This window comes from Streptomyces ficellus, assembly GCF_030406405.1.
Lineage (GTDB): Bacteria > Actinomycetota > Actinomycetes > Streptomycetales > Streptomycetaceae > Streptomyces > Streptomyces ficellus_B.
The window spans coordinates 88796-107083 of the sequence record NZ_JAUEPL010000001.1 but is presented as its reverse complement, the minus strand read 5'-3'; the positions used below and the strand labels follow the sequence as shown (position 1 = coordinate 107083).

Sequence of the window (18288 nt, the reverse complement as noted above, 5' to 3'; positions counted from 1 at the left end):
ATGCGGACCCGGCACGTCTACCACGCCGTCGACTCCCACACCGAGGGCATGCCGACCCGCGTCATCACCGGCGGCGTCGGCACCATCCCCGGCGCCACCATGGCGGAGCGGCGAACGCACTTCATGGAACACCTCGACCACGTACGCACGCTGCTGATGTACGAGCCGCGCGGTCACGCCGCCATGAGTGGCGCCATCCTCCAGCCGCCGACCCGGCCCGACGCCGACTTCGGCGTCCTGTTCATCGAGGTCTCCGGTCTGCTGCCCATGTGCGGGCACGGCACCATCGGCGTGGCGACCGTCCTGGTCGAGACCGGCATGGTGCCCGTCACCGAACCGCTCACCACCGTCCGCCTCGACACCCCGGCGGGGCTGGTGAGCGTCGACGTCCGGGTCGAGGACGGCGCCGCGACGTCCGTCACCCTCACCAACGTCCCCGCCTTCTGCGCCGCCCTCGACCGCCAGGTCCAGGTCCCCGGACACGGCACGGTCACCTACGACCTGGCGTACGGCGGCAACTTCTACGCCTTTGTCGAACTAAACGCTCTCGGGCTCCCTTTCGAACGGGCCCGCAAGGACGAGCTGCTCGCCGCCGGGCTCGCCATCATGGACGCCATCAACGCCACCGACCGGCCCGTCCACCCCGGGGACCCGTCCATCGGCGGTGTCAAGCACGTCTACCTCGCCGCCCCCGGCTCGGACGCCGTCCGCTCCCGGCACGCCATGGCCATCCACCCCGGCTGGTTCGACCGCTCGCCGTGCGGCACCGGCACCTCCGCCCGCATGGCGCAGCTGCACGCGCGCGGGGAACTGCCGTTGGACCGCGACTTCGTCAACGAGTCCTTCATCGGTACGCGGTTCACCGGCCGTCTCGTGGGGGAGACCAGCGTCGCGGGTGTGCCCGCCGTCGTGCCCACCGTCACCGGCCGCGCCTGGATCACCGGCACCGCGCAGCACTTCCTGGACCCGGCCGACCCCTTCCCGGCGGGTTTCCTGCTCTGACGCCCGTCAAGGCGCCGGTGAAAGGTTCCCGTGAGAGGACCCCGGTGAGGGGCGCCGTGAGATCGTACGCGAACCTGTCCCGCAGTCACGAAAGGTAGCGCCATGGGTGGCCACCTGAAGCAGCACAACCTCATCACCACCCAGGAGCGCCTGCGCGACCAGGTCGCGCACGCCCTGCGCGCCGCCCTGATCGCCGGTGAGCTGCTGCCGGGCGCGGTCTACTCCGCCCCGGCCCTCGCCGCCGACTTCGGCATCTCGGCCACGCCCGTACGGGAGGCGATGCTCGACCTGGCACGCGAGGGTCTGGTCGAGCCCGTACGGAACAAGGGGTTCCGGATCACCGAGGTCAGCGAACACGACCTCGACCAGTACACCGAGCTGCGCGCCCTGATCGAGGTGCCCACCGTGGGGGCCATCACCGGCTCGGCGGGCCGCCCGGAGTTGGAGGCGCTGCGGCCGGTCGCCGAGGAGATCGTGGCCAGCGCCCGCGATCACGACCTCATCGGGTACCTGGACGCCGACCGCCGCTTCCACCTCTCACTGCTGGCGCTCTCCGGCAACGACCGCCTGGTCGAGACCGTCGGCGAGCTGCGCAAGCGCTCCCGTCTGTACGGCCTGACGGCGCTGGACGAGCGTGGCCTGCTCGTCGCCTCCGCCCAGGAGCACCACGAACTGCTGGAGGCGATGCTCTCGGGCGACGCGGCGGCGGCCGAGGCGTGCATGGCCCGCCACCTGGGACATGTGCGCTCCCTGTGGGCCGAGTCCCGCGATGCCGGGCGGCGGAAGGGCGGCGGCGAAACGGCGCGGTGAGACCCATGGACCCGGGCGCATACCCCCACACCCACACCCGCACCCGCACCCCATGGCCTTGACCTTGGCTGTGCCCGGGTTTGTCGCCCCTTTCCCCGGTGCCTATGGTGATAGGGGAGAAGCCGCGCACCCCGCTCCGCCCGCCGACGCGCCGGCGACCCCGCGGAGGCTGCCATGACCACGCTCCCCGAAGAGGCCGTCGAAGCGTTCCGCAGCCGGCTGGACGGACGGCTCGTCACCCCCGACGACCTCGACTACGACACCGTCCGCGCCGTCTGGAACGGCGGCATCGACCACCGCCCCGCGCTGATCGCCCAGTGCGCGAGCACCGATGACGTCGTCGGCGCGCTGGCCTTCGCCCGCGACGAGCACCTGGAGATATCCGTACGCGGCGGCGGGCACAGCACCTCCGGAAACTCCGTCTGCCCCGGCGGCCTGGTCATCGACCTGTCGCCGATGAACGCGGTCGAGGTCGACCCCGATACGCGTACCGCCCGGTGCGGCGGGGGCGCGGTCCTCGCGGAACTGGACGCCGCCACCCAGGCGTACGGCCTCGCCGTCCCGGCCGGCACGGTCAGCCATACCGGGGTCGGCGGCCTGACGCTGGGGGGCGGTTTCGGCTGGCTGACCCGGATGCACGGGCTGACCGCCGACAACCTGCTCTCCGCCGACGTGGTCCTGGCCGACGGCCGCTGCGTACGCGCGTCGCAGGACGCCTACCCCGACCTGTTCTGGGCGCTGACGGGCGGCGGCGGGAACTTCGGCGTGGTCACGGCCTTCACATTCCGGCTGCACCCGGTCGGCCCGGAGGTCCCACTCGCCATCTTCTTCTGGGACATGGGGGACGGCGAGGAAGCCCTGCGGCTCGTCCGCGACACGGTCCCCGGCCTGCCCGAGGCGACCGGAGTGCTCGTCGGCATCGGGCTCACCGCCCCGCCGCAACCCTTCGTACCGCCGGAGCACCGGGGCAAGCTCGGCCACGCGCTGCTCGTCGCCGGCTTCGGCAGCGCCGAGGAGCACGCCGAGGCCATCGCCCCGCTGGCCAACGGCGTACCCAGGCTCTTCGAGACGCGCACCACCGTGCCGTACACCGGGTTGCAGAGCATCCTGGACGACTGGGCACCCCGCGGCATCCTCGCGTACGAGACGGCGCTGACGCTCCGGGACCTGAACGACGACGTGATCGGCCTGCTGGGCGAGTACCTGCCCCGCAAGTCCTCGCCGATGACCTTCTGCCCCACCTTCCACCTGGGCGGAGCGTTCACCTCCGTCCCCGAGGACGCCACCGCGTTCGGCGGCGTACGAGAACCCACGTACGTCCTGGACATCTGGGCCGTCAGCCCCGACCCCGAGTGGCTGGTCGCCGACACCGCATGGGCGCGGGCCCTGTGGACCGAGCTGCTGCCCCACGCGGCCACCACGGGCGGTTACGTGAACTTCATGGCGGAGAGCGAGGAGGATCGCGTCCGCGCGTCGTACGGGCCGGAGAAGTACGCCCGGCTCGCCGGCGTCAAGGCCACGTACGACCCGCGGAACGTCTTCCACCGCAACGCCAACATCCTCCCGGCGCCCACTGATCAGAGGGCGTAGCGGAACACGTCCGTCTCACGGCGTACGAACCCCACCTTCTCGTACAGCCGGTGCGCGGCGACCCGGCTCGGCCGCGAGGTGAGGTCCACCTCCTGGGCGCCGCGCCGCTTCGCCTCGCGCAGGGCCTCCTGGACCAGCGCGAGCCCGATGCCCCGGCCCCGGTGCTCCCGGTCCACCACCACGTCCTCCAGCCGCGAGGTCACGCCCGTCGGCAGCACCACGACGACGAGGGTGAGCAGCCCGACGACGCGCGGGCCGAGGCGTGCGGCCAGCACGACGTTCGACGCGTTGCCGATCACCCGCTCCAGGTGGGCGGCGTCGCAGCCCGCCGTGTCCTTGCCGAGCTGAGGGATGAGCCGGTTGACGTCCTCCACCACCCGGTCGTTCACCCGGTCCAGCACCGCGACGGACAGTTCGCTCACAGCCGGTCCTCCTGACGTGGTCGTGCGCGCCGACGAGTTCACGCATCGATCATGAACGGTCGGCCGCCGACCCGGCAAGGACGAGGCCATCGCCGTTGCCGGAGCCGGCGACGGACGCGGCTGGGGCAGGGCAGCCCCGAGCCGCCACCGTCAGGGGAACAGCACGCTCTGGCTGGCGGGCTGAAGCGAACCGGTCGTAAAGCCCTCGGCCGACACCTCCAGGGTCTCCTTCACCGGCTTGCCGTCGGTACCGAGCACCGTGGCGGTGATCCCGGCCTTGTCTCCGGGAGGGGTGACGACGACGCCGGACAGGACGTTGCACTTCTCGTCGGCCTTGTCGCACGACGTCCACTTCAGGCCGGCGAACGCCGTCCTGCCCGGCTTGAGGGTGACCAGCATCGGCGCGCCGGGGTGGGCGACCCGCTTGGTCCGTACGGAGAGGGGGCTGTTGTCTGCGGCGAGTCCGCTGTACGCCGGGTAGCCCTTCACCGTGCACGTGCGGGCGCTCTTGTTGGTGAGCATCAGCATCGCCGAGCCCTCTTGCTGGATCTGGATGTCCGCCTTGAGCTGGGCCGCACGGCAGCGTGCGACGCCGGTCCCCGCGGCGGCCGGCGCGGCGGAGGCCCGCGCGGCGGCGGACCGGTCGGCCTGCGCCCCTTCGACGGCCTTGCCGCCGTTACCGCATCCGACCGTCGTGATGGCGAGCAACGGCACCGCCAGAACCAGCCCGGCCGTTCTCGCCCTGCTCAGCGTGCGTGAGGCAATTGCGCGCATGTCTTTCCTCCTGGGATCGCTGGAACCTGCCCTCCCAGGGGTGCCCCGGCGCGCCGCGTTTCCTCCGGGATTACGCCCGGCCGGGCGCGACAACCACGCCATCGGCCCAAACCCGTTCGGTTGCGCCCGGGGTGCGAGCGGGGTGCGGGCTGCGCAGTGTGGGCTACGACCGCGTGTTCACCGAAGCCGTCGAGGCGTCACCGGGAGACGTACATGCGCAGCAAGGCCATCATCCGCACGGGCCTGGTGGCCGTGCTCCTGACGCTGACCGGTGCGTGCGGCACCGGAGACGCCACGGTCACGCTCGACGGAGACGTCGAGAGCGAGGCGGCCAGGCGGCTCGGCAAGGACGCCTTCAAAGAGGCCGGCTATGAGATCGACACCGCCCTCACCTGCGACAAGACCGGCAGCGGCGACGACGAGACCGTCACCTGCAATGGCGCGACGACCAAGGGACAGCACGCCCGGCTCCTGGTCCGGCTCCGCGACGACAGCACCGTGCAGGTCGGCCCGGGGGACCAGACCCTGATCGACGGCGCCACCATCACCGGCAGCGTCGACGGCAAGGACGTCTTCACCAAGTCCTGCCTCGGAGGCTGCTGACCGAAAGGCCGGGCCCCGAGCCGCCCGGCACCGACGTCCACGCGCCGGCAATTCCAACCCGCTTCCGCGCTCGGAAGCGTTCTTGAGCGTGAATTACAGGAAGCGGCGTATGGGAAGGACGGCCGATTCTCTCGCGCGCTGTACGAGTGAGCGTTTCTTCCAGCGTCCGGCGCTGATTAGTTCACTCGCTTCGAGGTCCTGGTCGAAGTGCTCATCGAGCGTGGCGGTGAAGGTCTCGTCCAGGACGGCGAGCATGACCTCTTCGTCGTGGTCGAGTGAGCGTCGGTTGAAGTTGGTCGAGCCGATCAGGGCAGCCGTCCGGTCCACAGTGATGATCTTGGCGTGCATCATTGTCGGCTGGTACTGGTAGATCTTCACACCGCAAGCGGTCAGGTCTTCGTAGTAGCGCTGCCCGGCCAGCCGGCAGACCCGCTTGTCGGTGTGAGGACCCGGGAGCAGGATCTCCACCTCGACCCCGCGCCGGGCCGTCGCACACAGCAACTCGGTGAAGTAGGCGTCGGGGGCGAAGTAGGCGGTCGCCAGCCGCACCCGCTCCTCGGCGGATTCGAGCATCACCCGGATCAGCGTCTGCATGTCCTGCCAGCCGATGCTGGCCGATCCGCGCACCACCTGCACCACCGCGTCACCCTGCGGCTCGTGCTCGACGAAGCGGTCACGCCCATCGAAGAGTTCGTCGTGGCACTCGGCCCAGTTCTGCGCGAACGCGGCGGCGATACCGTCCACCGCGGGACCGCGTACTTCGACGTGGGTGTCACGCCATTCGTTCTCGTCGCGGGCATCGCCGCACCACTCCTCGGCGATCCCCACGCCGCCGGTGAAGGCCACGTGCTCGTCCACCACGAGGACCTTGCGGTGGCAGCGGTGGTTCTGCTTGAACGGCGAGAGGTAGAGCGGTTTGCGGAACCAGGACACCTGGACCCCGGCCTGCTCCATCGCCGCCAACTGTTCCTTCTCGATCAGCCGGCTGCCGAACCCGTCCAGCAGCAGACGCACCCGTACTCCCGCACGGGCACGCTCTGCCAGGGCACGGGCGAAGTCGCGGGCTATGTCACCGCGCCAGTAGACGAACGTCATCATGTCCACCGTGTGCTCGGCGGAGTGGATGGACGTCAGCATGGCGTCGAAGATCTCATCACCATTGCGCAGGGCCACCAGGGAGTTCCCCTCCGTGGCGGCGATGCCGATCAGGCGCTCCAGGCGCCGCCGAAGGCGGTTCTTGCGTTCGCAGGAGGTAAGAGGAGGGACCTGATCGCCGGGTATCTCCCGACGCAACCCCGGCATCTCACGCGTGCTCGTCGTCATGACTCACCTGGCCGACAGGAGAAGGGATGGGCGCCGGCAGGAGAGGCCGGCGCGGCAGCGGACTGTACCGGTACCAGGTCGTGCTGCCGCCCGCCCGTACAGCGGTTGGACCCTTTGGACCCGTTGGGCCCTGTTCACTGTGTGGTGAGCATGCCTTCGCGGAGCTGCTTCAACGTGCGGGACAGCAGGCGGGAGACGTGCATCTGCGAGCAACCGAGGCGTTCGCCGATCTGGGACTGTGTGAGTTCTTCGACGAAGCGCATGTGAAGGATCTGCCGGTCGCGCTCGTCGAGTTCGGCGATGAGGGGCGCGAGGGCGTGGAAGTCCTCGACGAGTTCCATGGCCGGGTCCTCGGCGCCGATGAAGTTCGCGAGGGCCGCCTCGCCTTCCTCGTTGTCACCGGTGATGGCGGCGTCCAGGGAGCTGGAGTTGTAGCCGTTGGAGGCCAGACGGGCTTCGATGACCTCGCCTTCCGACAGGCTCATCAGCTCGGCCAGCTCCTTGACCGTGGGGGTGCGGCCGAGCCGGGTGCGCAGCTCCTCGGTGGCGCGGGCGAGCTCGACGCGTGCCTCCTGGAGGCGGCGCGGGACGTGGACGGCCCAGGAGGTGTCGCGGAAGAAGCGCTTGATCTCACCGACGATGTAGGGGACGGCGAAGGTGGTGAACTCGACCTCACGGGACAGCTCGAAGCGGTCGATGGCCTTGATCAAGCCGATCATGCCGACCTGGACGATGTCCTCCATCTCGTCGGCGCCACGGCTGCGGAAGCGGCCGGCCGCGTAGCGGACGAGCGACATGTTCATCTCGATGAGGGTGTTGCGCGCGTACTGGTACTCGTGCGTGCCCTCCTCCAGCACCGCCAACTGCTCGAAGAACACCTTCGACAGCGTACGGGCGTCCTTCGGGGCAACCTTGAGCGGGTCATCGACCGTCGGCAGGCCCGCCACGGCGTTCTCCACGTGCGTCCTCGTAGCCGTCGTCAGCACTCTCGGGCCCTCCCTCATCGACCAGCACTCTCCTCGTCCCCGTAGAGGCGCGGCTACCCGAAGCGGCGCTGGGTATGCACGCGAATCCCGTCCCGTTGTCGGGCCCGGCCGGCGGCCCGTAAGAGCCCGGCTCAGGCCCGAGGTCCCAGAGGCCCCGCAAGGGCCGCCGCACCCTCCCCAGACCCGCTTTGGTGCGGAGCGGAAAGGGTGCGACGGCATCCGCGTGTCAGATGTCGCGGAAGATCTCGATCTGCGCGCCCACCGAGTTCAGTCGCTCCGCCAGGTCCTCGTAACCGCGGTTGATGACGTACACATTGCGCAGTACGGAGGTGCCCTCGGCCGCCATCATGGCCAGCAGGACGACGACGGCGGGCCGCAGTGCCGGCGGGCACATCATCTCGGCCGCGCGCCAGCGCGTGGGGCCCTCGACCAGGACGCGGTGCGGGTCGAGCAGTTGGAGGCGGCCGCCGAGGCGGTTGAGGTCGGTGAGGTAGATGGCGCGGTTGTCGTAGACCCAGTCGTGGATCAGCGTCTGGCCCTGGGCGGAGGCCGCGATGGCCGCGAAGAACGGCACGTTGTCGATGTTCAGGCCCGGGAACGGCATGGGGTGGATCTTGTCGATCGGCGCCTCCAGCTTGGAGGGCCGTACCGTGAGGTCCACCAGCCGCGTACGGCCGTTGTCCGCGGTGTACTCGGCCGAGCGGTCGTGGTCGAGGCCCATCTCCTCCAGCACCGCGAGCTCGATCTCCAGGAACTCGATCGGCACCCGCCTGATCGTCAGCTCCGACTCCGTGACGACCGCCGCGGCCAGCAGGCTCATCGCCTCGACCGGGTCCTCGGAGGGCGAGTAGTCGACGTCCACGTCGATGTGCGGTACGCCATGCACGGTCAGCGTCGTCGTGCCGATGCCCTCCACCCGTACGCCCAGCGCCTCCAGGAAGAAGCACAGGTCCTGGACCATGTAGTTGGACGAGGCGTTGCGGATGACGGTGGTGCCGTCGTGTCGGGCGGCGGCCAGCAGCGCGTTCTCGGTCACCGTGTCGCCGCGCTCGGTCAGCACGATCGGGCGGTCGGGCGTGACCTCCCGGTCGACCTCCGCGTGATACAGGCCCTCCGTGGCGGTGATGTCCAGGCCGAAGCGGCGCAGCGCGATCATGTGCGGCTCGATCGTGCGCGTACCGAGGTCGCAGCCGCCCGCGTACGGGAGGGTGAAGTGCCGCAGCCGGTGCAGCAGCGGGCCGAGGAACATGATGATGGACCGGGTGCGGCGCGCGGCGTCCGCGTCGATGGCCGCCATGTCGAGGTGCCCGGGCGGGACGATTTCGAGGTCCATCCCGTCGTTGATCCAACGGGTGCGTACGCCGATGGAGTTGAGGACCTCCAGCAGCCGGTAGACCTCTTCGATGCGGGCCACCCGCCGCAGCGTCGTACGGCCCTTGTTGAGCAGCGAGGCGCACAGCAGCGCCACGCACGCGTTCTTACTGGTTTTGACGTCGATGGAGCCGGACAGCCGGCGCCCGCCCACCACCCGCAGATGCATCGGGCCGGCGTAGCCGAGTGACACGATTTCACTGTCGAGCGCCTCGCCGATGCGCGCGATCATCTCAAGGCTGATGTTCTGGTTGCCGCGCTCAATACGGTTGACGGCGCTCTGACTTGTGCCCAGCGCCTCGGCGAGCTGCGTCTGTGTCCAGCCGCGGTGCTGCCGGGCGTCACGGATGAGCTTGCCGATGCGTACGAGGTAGTCGTCTGCCATGGGGGCAGGTTATCTCAGATATGAGATGACCCTTGCATCGGGGGCCGCCATCAGGGTGACGCACTGTGCGCGGTGGGGTGCCGCGGCTCGTACAACGGGAGTTCGCCACCGCTCGGCAGCCGCAACGCCGCCAGCAGCCCCCACCCCTGGTCACTGACGGGCCGCGACACCTCCGCCCCGCGCTCGGCCAACTTCCGCAGAGTGCCCTGGATGTCGTCGCACAGGAGGAAGAACTCGTGCTTCGGCTCACCGGGTGTCGGGTGTACGGCCACCTCGGCCGGCGGCAGCCTGAAGATGAGCCAGCCGCGCCCCGCGTCGACATGGCCGAAGCCCAGCACGTCCCTGAGAAACGCCCGGTCGGCGTCCGCGTCCTTGGTGGAGAGGATGACGTGCGCGCCACTGAACATGCTCCGATGCTCGGCCCCCCTCCCCGCCCCCGCAACCGCGGATGCGCCGTCCGTGCCACTCACCGCCTGATCACCCGTTACGGTGACCTGAGTGACAGAGACCTGGAAACCCGCCGACCCCGGTGTCCTGCGGCTTCCCTCCGGGCGTCTGGTCCGCGGCCGCGCGCTGCGCCGCCCATTGCCGGCGGGCCCGGCGCCCACGTACGCCGTGTACCTGCTCGGCAAACCGCCGCCCGAGACGTCGTGGGAGGCGCGGTGGCTGCGATGGCCGGACTTCCGGCTGCCCAGCGACCACGCGGCAGCGCGGGCCGTCCTGCGTGAGGCGTGGACGCGTGCCGCCACCGAGCGCGTCGAGATCGCCTGCGGCGGCGGGCGCGGCCGTACCGGCACGGCCCTGGCCTGTCTCGCCGTCCTGGACGGAATCCCGGCGGACGAGGCCGTGGCGTACGTACGCCGCCACTACGACCGCCGCGCCGTCGAAACGCCCTGGCAGAGACGTTACGTCCGCCGATTCACCCACTGACCGGAGGTTTGCAATGAGCGTCACGAGCGCGGCGAACGAGATGATCGCCGTCCCGCCGGGACAGGTAACGCTGTCGGACCGGCGGACGCAGCGCAGTTGGACGGTCGAGCTCGCGCCCTACCGGCTCGGTGCGTTCCCGATAACGCAGGCGCTGTACGCGGAGATCACCGGCCTGCGGCCGAGCGCGGCACAGGGAGACCGGCTGCCCGTCGAGGGGGTCTCCTGGTGGGACGCGGTCCGGTTCTGCAACGCCCTGTCCCTGCGTGAAGGGCACGCGCCCGCCTACCACCTGCACGCCGACGGCGAAGGCGGCGAAGGCATCGAGTGGGACGCGTCCGCCGACGGCTACCGGCTGCCGACCGAAGCCGAGTGGGAGCACGCCTGCCGTGCCGGTACGGTCGGACCGCGTTACGGCCCGCTGGACGACATCGCCTGGTACCGCGACAACTCGGGCGAGCGCGTCCAGAACGTGGGCGGCAAGCGGCCCAACCCGTGGGGCCTGCACGACATGCTCGGCAATGTGTGGGACTGGTGCTGGGACAACTACGACGCCGAGGTCTACGGCGACTACCGGGTGCTGCGCGGCGGTGGCTGGTTCGACAAGCACTGGAGCTGCCGGGCCTCCGCGCGGCGCCGCAGCCACCCGACCTTCCAGGTGGACGACGTGGGCTTCCGCGTGGCGCGTTCCGTCACGGGATGAACGGTGGGACGAACCGAAGCGAGGAACCGGCGGCCGGGCGCGGGCGCCCGCTGAGGCGCGGCCGCAGCGCTCCAGCGGGGCGTGCCTCGTCGCGGGGCGTGGTCATGTACTAGAGTTATCTCGACATCGAGATATCTGCCGAAAGACGCACCGCAGCCGCGCCACCGGTAAGGGTTACCTAACTAAGTCTTACCTTAGCGGATCGGCGAGGAGCCTATCGAGGCAGGATGCGGCTAGTACGCGCACATTGATGAAGGAGACTGTCGTGTCGGCGAACAGCTTCGACGCCCGCAGCACGCTGCGCGTGGGCGACGAGTCGTACGAGATCTTCAGGCTGGACAAGGTCGAGGGCTCCGCGCGCCTCCCGTACAGCCTGAAGGTGCTGCTGGAGAACCTGCTCCGCACCGAGGACGGCGCGAACATCACCGCCGACCACATCCGGGCCCTGGGCGACTGGGACTCCCAGGCCCAGCCGAGCCAGGAGATCCAGTTCACCCCGGCCCGCGTGATCATGCAGGACTTCACCGGTGTGCCGTGTGTCGTGGACCTCGCCACCATGCGGGAGGCCGTCAAGGAGCTCGGCGGCGACCCGGCGAAGATCAACCCGCTCGCACCGGCCGAGCTGGTCATCGACCACTCGGTGATCGCCGACAAGTTCGGCACCAGCGACGCCTTCAAGCAGAACGTCGAGCTGGAGTACGGCCGCAACAAGGAGCGCTACCAGTTCCTGCGCTGGGGCCAGACCGCCTTCGACGAGTTCAAGGTCGTCCCGCCCGGCACCGGCATCGTCCACCAGGTCAACATCGAGCACCTGGCCCGCACGGTCATGGTCCGTAATGGCCAGGCGTACCCCGACACCCTCGTCGGCACCGACTCGCACACCACCATGGTCAACGGCCTCGGTGTGCTCGGCTGGGGCGTCGGCGGCATCGAGGCCGAGGCCGCCATGCTCGGCCAGCCGGTCTCCATGCTCATCCCGCGCGTCGTCGGCTTCAAGCTCACCGGCGAGCTGCCCACCGGCACCACCGCCACCGACCTGGTCCTCACGATCACCGAGATGCTGCGCAAGCACGGCGTCGTCGGCAAGTTCGTGGAGTTCTACGGTGAGGGCGTCGCCGCCACCTCGCTCGCGAACCGCGCCACCATCGGCAACATGTCGCCCGAGTTCGGCTCCACCGCCGCGATCTTCCCGATCGACGACGAGACCATCAAGTACCTCAAGCTCACCGGCCGCTCCCAGCAGCAGCTCGCGCTGGTCGAGGCGTACGCCAAGGAGCAGGGCCTCTGGCTGGACCCGGCCGCCGAGCCGGACTTCTCCGAGAAGCTGGAGCTGGACCTCTCCACCGTCGTCCCCTCCATCGCCGGTCCGAAGCGCCCGCAGGACCGCATCGTCCTCGCCAACGCCGCCGAGCAGTTCAACAGCGACGTGCTCGCCTACGTGCAGGCCGGCATCACCGGCGGCGACGACCGCAAGCCGGGTGTCCCGCAGCAGGAGAAGCCGCACGGCGTCGAGTCCCCGGTCGACGAGGCGAGCGCCGAGTCCTTCCCGGCCAGCGACGCCCCGGCCTACGGCCACGACGACAACGGCGCCGGCGCCCCGCGGCACTCGGCCGTCGTACCCGGCCCCGGCCCGTCCAACCCGGTCACCGTCACCGCCCCCGACGGCACCACGTACGAGCTCGACCACGGCGCCGTCACCGTCGCCGCGATCACCTCCTGCACCAACACCTCCAACCCGTACGTCATGGTCGCCGCCGCGCTGGTGGCCAAGAAGGCGGTCGAGAAGGGCCTGACCCGCAAGCCGTGGGTCAAGACCACCCTCGCCCCGGGCTCGAAGGTCGTCACCGACTACTTCGACAAGGCGGGCCTCACCCCCTACCTCGACAAGGTCGGCTTCAACCTCGTCGGCTACGGCTGCACCACCTGCATCGGCAACTCCGGCCCGCTGCCGGAGGAGGTCTCCAAGGCGGTCAACGACAACGACCTCGCCGTGACGTCGGTCCTCTCCGGCAACCGCAACTTCGAGGGCCGGATCAACCCCGACGTCAAGATGAACTACCTGGCCTCCCCGCCGCTGGTCGTCGCCTACGCCCTCGCGGGGTCCATGAAGGTGGACATCACGCGCGAGGCCCTGGGCACCGACCAGGACGGCAACCCGGTCTTCCTGAAGGACATCTGGCCGTCCGAGGCCGAGGTCAACGACGTCGTGGCGAACGCCATCGGCGAGGACATGTTCAGCAAGTCCTACTCCGACGTCTTCGCCGGCGACGCCCAGTGGCAGGCGCTGCCGATCCCGACCGGCAACACCTTCGAGTGGGACCCGCAGTCCACCTACGTCCGCAAGCCCCCGTACTTCGAGGGCATGACGATGGAGACCACCCCGGTCTCGGACATCACGGGCGCCCGCGTCCTGGCCAAGCTGGGCGACTCGGTCACCACCGACCACATCTCCCCGGCCGGCGCCATCAAGGCCGACACCCCGGCGGGCAAGTACCTCACGGAGCACGGCGTCGAGCGCCGCGACTTCAACAGCTACGGCTCCCGCCGCGGCAACCACGAGGTCATGATCCGCGGTACGTTCGCCAACATCCGCCTGCGCAACCAGATCGCGCCGGGCACCGAGGGCGGCTACACCCGCGACTTCACCCAGCCCGACGCCCCCGTGTCGTTCATCTACGACGCCTCCCGCAACTACATCGAGCAGGGCATCCCGCTCGTCGTCCTCGCGGGCAAGGAGTACGGCTCCGGCTCGTCCCGCGACTGGGCCGCCAAGGGCACCGCGCTCCTCGGCGTCAAGGCCGTGATCGCCGAGTCGTACGAGCGCATCCACCGCTCCAACCTCATCGGCATGGGCGTCCTGCCGCTCCAGTTCCCGGAGGGCCAGTCCGCCGAGTCCCTGGGCCTGACGGGCGAGGAGACCTTCTCCATCTCCGGCGTGACCGAGCTGAACGAGGGCCGTACGCCGCGCACGGTCAAGGTCACCACCGACACGGGCGTCGAGTTCGACGCGGTCGTCCGCATCGACACCCCCGGCGAGGCGGACTACTACCGCAACGGCGGCATCATGCAGTACGTGCTGCGCAACCTGATCCGCAACTAAGGCTCAGGTACGCGGCGAAGGGCCGCACCCCGTCTCGTACGGGGTGCGGCCCTTCCGCGTTTCAGAGGTTGCCGTGCCTGACGGCGGTCACGAAGGAGGCCCAGCCCGCCGACGAGAACACCAGCGCCGGGCCCTCCGGGGCCTTGCTGTCACGAGGCATGTCACCCAGGGCAGGCGGCATATCGCCCATTGCGCGGCGAAATGGCGAAACGGCTACCGCAGCAACTCCACCTCCGCCAGCGTCGCCACCGCGCTCGGCACCAGCCGGTACCGCTCGTACGTACCGGGCCGCGCGACCGTGAACACCCGCGTCTGCCGGTCCCAGGCGAACGACTCACCCGACCGCCGGTCGAGGTCCGTCCATACCGTCCCGTCCCGCGAGCCCTGGAGCACCCAGCCCGCCGGAGCCGTGCCCCGCGCCGCCGAGGTCAGCGTGTACTGGACCGCCCGCGTGCCGCCCTCCGGGACCGGCAGCTCCACGGCCTCCACCGACGCGGCCGTCGCCGACGTGTTGTCGAACAACTCGCCCGCGCCCGACAGCACGTCACCGCGTGGCGCGGGCACCTGGTCGTCGCGGGTGATGGAGACCGGCGCCGCGCCCGGCCCCGTACCCCATGACGACGGCCTCGGCCCCATGTCGAACTCCAGCACACCGCCCCGGGCGAGGAGCGCGTGCGGCAGCGCGGTCGACGTCCACTGCTTGCCGTTGACGCGCACCCCCTGCACATACACGTTGCGCGCGCTGTTCTCCGGGGCCTTGACCACCAGCGTCCGCCCGCCCTCCATCCGTACCGTCGCCTTGGTGAAGAGGGGTGAGCCGATCGCGTACTCCCCGCTGCCCATCACCAGCGGGTAGAAGCCGAGCGCCGAGAAGAGCCACCATGCGGACTGCTCGCCGTTGTCCTCGTCGCCGTGGTAGCCCTGCCCGATCTCGCTGCCCGTGTAGAGCCGAGACAGCACCTCGCGCACCTTCTCCTGGGTCTTCCAGGGCTGCGAGGCCGCGTTGTACATGTACGTGACGTGGTGGGCGACCTGATTGGAGTGCCCGTACATGCCCATCCGTACGTCGCGCGCCTCCGTCATCTCGTGGATGACGCTGCCGTACGAGCCGACGAACTCCGGCGACGCGGTCTCGGGCGTCGAGAAGTAGGTGTCGAGCTTCTTCGCCAGGCCTGCCCGGCCGCCGTACAGATTCGCGAGGCCCCGGCTGTCCTGCGGGGCGGTGAAGGCGTAACCCCAGCCGTTCGTCTCCGTGTAGTCGTAACCCCACACACGCGGGTCGTACGAGGACGACGGCACCCGCCACTGGCCCTTGAGGTCCCGGCCCTGGAAGAAACCCGCCTCCGAGTCGAAGAGCGAGACATACTGGCGTGCCCGGTTGAGGAAGTACGCCGACTCCTCCCGGTAGCGCGCCTTGCCGGTCCGCGCGTGGAGCGCGTCGGCCATCTTCGACAAGCCGTAGTCGTTGAGGTAGCCCTCCAGGGACCAGGACAGGCCCTCGTGCGTCGCGGTGGAGGCGTAGCCGAGGAACGGGGACGTCTCCATGCCCTTGCGGCCGACGCCCGACGAGGGCGGCACCACCGTCGCGTTCTTCAGCGCCGCCTCGTACGCCGCCTCCGCGTCGAAGTCGACGCCCTTGACGTACGCGTCGGCGAACGCCACGTCCGACGACGTGCCGGTCATCAGGTCCGCGTAGCCGGGGGAGGACCAGCGGGAGATCCAGCCACCGTCCCTGTACTGCTGGACGAAACCGTCCACCAGCTCGCCCGCCCTGCGCGGGGTGAGGAAGGAGTACGCGGGCCAGGTCGTCCGGTACGTGTCCCAGAAGCCGTTGTTGACGTACACCGTGCCGTCGACGATCTTCGCACCCGTCCGGGTCGGGGTGTCCGGGCCGGTCTGCGGCGAGAAGGGGCTCGCGTACCGGTGCCTGCCGTCGACCTTCTCGAAGCCCGAGTTGGGGTACAGGTACAGCCGGTACAGGTTCGAGTAGAGGGTGACCAACTGGTCGCGGGTCGCGCCCTCGACCGTCACCCGGCCGAGGATGTCGTCCCAGGCGTCCTGCGCCCGCTCCCGGACGCGCTCGAACCGGCTGCCCGGAGGGATCTCGCCGGCCAGGTTCCGCTTCGCCTGCTCCACGCCGATCAGGGACGTCGCCATGCGCAGTGTCACCGTGCGGTCCGCGCCCGCGTCGAAGCGCAGGTGGCCCTTGACGCCCGCCGACGCGGAGCCGGTGACCGGCGCGTCGAAGACGCCGTACACGAACATCCGTGTCGCGCCGGTCGACAGGCCGCTCTTGACGTCCGAGAAGCCGGTGAAGGAACGGGTCTGCGGGTCGAGGGTGAGGCCGCCCTCGTCGGTGACGTTGTCGAAGACGACGGACGCGTCCGTGCCCGGGTAGGTGAACCGCATCATGGCCGCGTGGTCGGTGGGGGCGATCTCGGCCTCGACGCCGTTCTCGAAGGTCACGCCGTAGTAGTGCGGCTTCGCCGTCTCGTTCTCGTGGCGGAAGGGCAGGGCACGCCGGACGCGATCGGTCTCCGGTGTCCCGGCGGCGGCCGAGGGCATCAGCTGGAAGGTCTGCCGGTCGCCCATCCAGGGGCTCGGCTCGTGACTGGCGCTGAACGCCTGCACGGTGGGCAGATTGTCGGCGTTGTTGCCCCGGGCGTACTCATACAGCCAGCTCTTCGACGCGGCATTGGTCACCGGCGTCCAGAAGTTGAAGCCATGGGGCACGGCGGTCGCGGGAAAGGTGTTGCCGCGCGAGAAGGAGCCGCTGGAGTGGGTGCCCCGCACGGTCGAGGCGTAGTCGGAGGGGCGGGCGTGGTGCTTCTCGGGCGTGGCCCGCTTCAGCGTGATGTCGTCGATCCAGCCCTGGAAGGTGGCCGGGCCCTTGGGGGAGTCGTACGCCACCAGGATCCGGTCCACGGTCCGGCCGGCCGCGACCCGCCCTAGCCCTGCGGTGACCTGGTTCCACTGGTTGACGTACAGCCGCTTGGCGGCGCCCTGCCCCTGCGGGGTGAGCGCCCCGCCGTGGCTGTCGACCGCGCCCAGCTCGCTCAGGTACGTGCCGTCGGTGAAGGCGAGGTCCACGGAGACGTGTGTCGCGGGGTAGTTCAGGTCCGTCTCCGGCATGGCGGGGAAGATCCGGTACGACAGCTCGGTGTCGCGGCCGACCACCGTGTGCACGTCGAAGACCTTGTTGTACGAGTAGGCCCGGCCGGCCGGCTTGTGCGAGCCCGCGTACCGCAGCGCCCGCTTTCCGGTGAACCCGGCGTTCGCCTTGGCGGTGGGGGAACCGCCGGGGCCCCGGTCGACATGGCTGCGCATGTCGGGCGGGACGGGGATGGCCGTGTCGCCGTTCGAGAACTGAACGTCCGCCAGCTGTGTGATGCCGGCGGCGCCGTTGTTCGCGGTGATCTCCAGCCGGTAATGCGCGTACTCCGTCGAATTGGCGAAGTCGTACGTCTTCGTCTCGAACCGTTTGGCGAAAGTCTGGCCCTCGCGGCTGTCCAGAACCTTCCACTCCGTGCCATCGGCCGAGCCCAGAAGCGTCCAGTTCCTCGGATCGCGCGGGGCGTGGTCGTTGGCGGAAGTCAGCGCGTACGTCACGACCTTGACCGGTTGCTCCAAGTCGAATTCGACCCAGGCGGTGGAGCTGAAGGCGAGCCATTTGGTGGTCGGCTGGAGATCGACCAGGTTCTCCTTGGTCTCGCCGGCGCCGCTGTTCTCGCCGCTGGCGCGCAGCGCGGTGACCTTGTCGGTGACATTGCCCGGTATCCCGGCGGAGAACGCGCCGTCGACCCCGGACGCCCGTCTGTGGCCATCGGCGTCCACGTCCACGGTGTTGCGCCAGTCCGGCGGGCGTTCATCCGCCTCGAACGACGAACTGAACTCCCTTTCCTGAACTCCCTTTCCGTCATGTCCGGTTGACGGGAGGGCGAGCGCGGCGGCCGGCGGGGTGGCCGCCGCGATCAGCGAAGCGGCCGCCACGAGGGCGGCCATCCGGGGGTATCCGTCACGAGCTGGTGATCCGATCTGCATCCCGCGTCCTGCCTCCTGCCGAAGCGGCGTTGGACAACGTTGTCAGGCGAACTGGGCAGGAACCAGTAGGGAGGCAGGGGGTGGGCGGTGTCAAGGGTGCCGACGGTACGGGAAGGTTCGATTCAGCCGTTCTGCCGAACCCTTCGCGACACGCAGGCGAAGGCGCGATTCCGCGTATCCCCGAGGTCTCAACTCGGGAAAGACTGCTGCCCGAAGTTGCTTTCGATCTTGCTCACTTGACGAGAAGTGGA

At 69.8% G+C, this 18288-nt stretch carries 15 protein-coding genes; 7 read left to right on the top strand and 8 right to left on the bottom strand.

Annotated features, from left to right (window positions below):
* The 3 genes from QWM81_RS00475 to QWM81_RS00465 all read left to right on the top strand — a co-directional run bounded on the left by QWM81_RS00475 (position 1) and on the right by QWM81_RS00465 (position 3402).
* On the top strand, positions 1 to 1002 hold the full coding sequence (locus QWM81_RS00475) for a proline racemase family protein (RefSeq protein ID WP_290109320.1): 1002 nt from the start codon (positions 1 to 3) through the stop codon (positions 1000 to 1002).
* 102 nt (positions 1003 to 1104) lie between these two features.
* A complete protein-coding gene (locus QWM81_RS00470) occupies positions 1105 to 1812 on the top strand; it encodes a GntR family transcriptional regulator (protein WP_290109319.1) in 708 nt (235 codons plus the stop codon).
* Positions 1813 to 1986: 174 nt separating this feature from the next.
* Positions 1987 to 3402: an FAD-binding oxidoreductase gene (locus tag QWM81_RS00465; protein WP_290109318.1), complete on the top strand. Its 1416-nt coding sequence runs from the start codon at positions 1987 to 1989 to the stop codon at positions 3400 to 3402.
* Here the strand turns inward: QWM81_RS00465 and QWM81_RS00460 are convergent.
* Complete coding sequence (locus QWM81_RS00460) at positions 3390 to 3824, bottom strand: GNAT family N-acetyltransferase (RefSeq protein ID WP_290109317.1); 435 nt, start codon at positions 3822 to 3824, stop codon at positions 3390 to 3392. The genes QWM81_RS00465 and QWM81_RS00460 overlap by 13 nt on opposite strands.
* Before the next feature lie 150 nt (positions 3825 to 3974).
* Complete coding sequence (locus QWM81_RS00455; protein WP_290109316.1) at positions 3975 to 4598, bottom strand: DUF4232 domain-containing protein; 624 nt, start codon at positions 4596 to 4598, stop codon at positions 3975 to 3977.
* Between the two features lie 213 nt (positions 4599 to 4811).
* Here QWM81_RS00455 and QWM81_RS00450 point away from each other — a divergent pair, with 213 nt between their 5' ends.
* Positions 4812 to 5201, top strand: a complete 390-nt coding sequence (locus QWM81_RS00450) for a hypothetical protein (RefSeq protein ID WP_290109315.1) — start codon at positions 4812 to 4814, stop codon at positions 5199 to 5201.
* Positions 5202 to 5294: 93 nt separating this feature from the next.
* Here QWM81_RS00450 and QWM81_RS00445 read toward each other — a convergent pair whose 3' ends face one another.
* From QWM81_RS00445 to QWM81_RS00430, 4 genes are all read right to left on the bottom strand, one after another.
* Positions 5295 to 6503, bottom strand: coding sequence for a phospholipase D-like domain-containing protein (locus QWM81_RS00445; protein ID WP_435372305.1), 1209 nt, complete (start codon positions 6501 to 6503; stop codon positions 5295 to 5297).
* Between the two features lie 155 nt (positions 6504 to 6658).
* Positions 6659 to 7528 (bottom strand): RNA polymerase sigma factor SigF, encoded by an 870-nt coding sequence (locus QWM81_RS00440; RefSeq protein ID WP_290109313.1) that lies wholly within the window; start codon positions 7526 to 7528, stop codon positions 6659 to 6661.
* Positions 7529 to 7736: 208 nt separating this feature from the next.
* Positions 7737 to 9266: a helix-turn-helix domain-containing protein gene (locus QWM81_RS00435; protein WP_290109311.1), complete on the bottom strand. Its 1530-nt coding sequence runs from the start codon at positions 9264 to 9266 to the stop codon at positions 7737 to 7739.
* 50 nt (positions 9267 to 9316) lie between these two features.
* Positions 9317 to 9673: a VOC family protein gene (locus QWM81_RS00430; protein ID WP_290109309.1), complete on the bottom strand. Its 357-nt coding sequence runs from the start codon at positions 9671 to 9673 to the stop codon at positions 9317 to 9319.
* A 91-nt stretch (positions 9674 to 9764) separates the two neighbouring features.
* On the opposite strand from QWM81_RS00430, the gene QWM81_RS00425 reads away from it, so the two are divergent.
* The 3 genes from QWM81_RS00425 (at position 9765) to QWM81_RS00415 (ending at position 13996) form a co-directional block, all read left to right on the top strand.
* A complete protein-coding gene (locus QWM81_RS00425) occupies positions 9765 to 10196 on the top strand; it encodes a protein-tyrosine phosphatase family protein (protein ID WP_290109308.1) in 432 nt (143 codons plus the stop codon).
* 13 nt (positions 10197 to 10209) lie between these two features.
* Positions 10210 to 10896 (top strand): formylglycine-generating enzyme family protein, encoded by a 687-nt coding sequence (locus tag QWM81_RS00420; protein WP_290109307.1) that lies wholly within the window; start codon positions 10210 to 10212, stop codon positions 10894 to 10896.
* A 265-nt stretch (positions 10897 to 11161) separates the two neighbouring features.
* Positions 11162 to 13996, top strand: coding sequence for an aconitate hydratase (locus QWM81_RS00415; RefSeq protein WP_290109529.1), 2835 nt, complete (start codon positions 11162 to 11164; stop codon positions 13994 to 13996).
* A gap of 61 nt (positions 13997 to 14057) precedes the next feature.
* On the opposite strand, the gene QWM81_RS00410 is transcribed toward QWM81_RS00415, so the two are convergent.
* Both QWM81_RS00410 and QWM81_RS00405 read right to left on the bottom strand, forming a co-directional pair.
* On the bottom strand, positions 14058 to 14156 hold the full coding sequence (locus tag QWM81_RS00410; RefSeq protein ID WP_435372297.1) for a DUF397 domain-containing protein: 99 nt from the start codon (positions 14154 to 14156) through the stop codon (positions 14058 to 14060).
* A gap of 53 nt (positions 14157 to 14209) precedes the next feature.
* Positions 14210 to 17998: a GH92 family glycosyl hydrolase gene (locus QWM81_RS00405; RefSeq protein ID WP_435372296.1), complete on the bottom strand. Its 3789-nt coding sequence runs from the start codon at positions 17996 to 17998 to the stop codon at positions 14210 to 14212.
* Between the last annotated feature and the right edge of the window lie 290 nt (positions 17999 to 18288).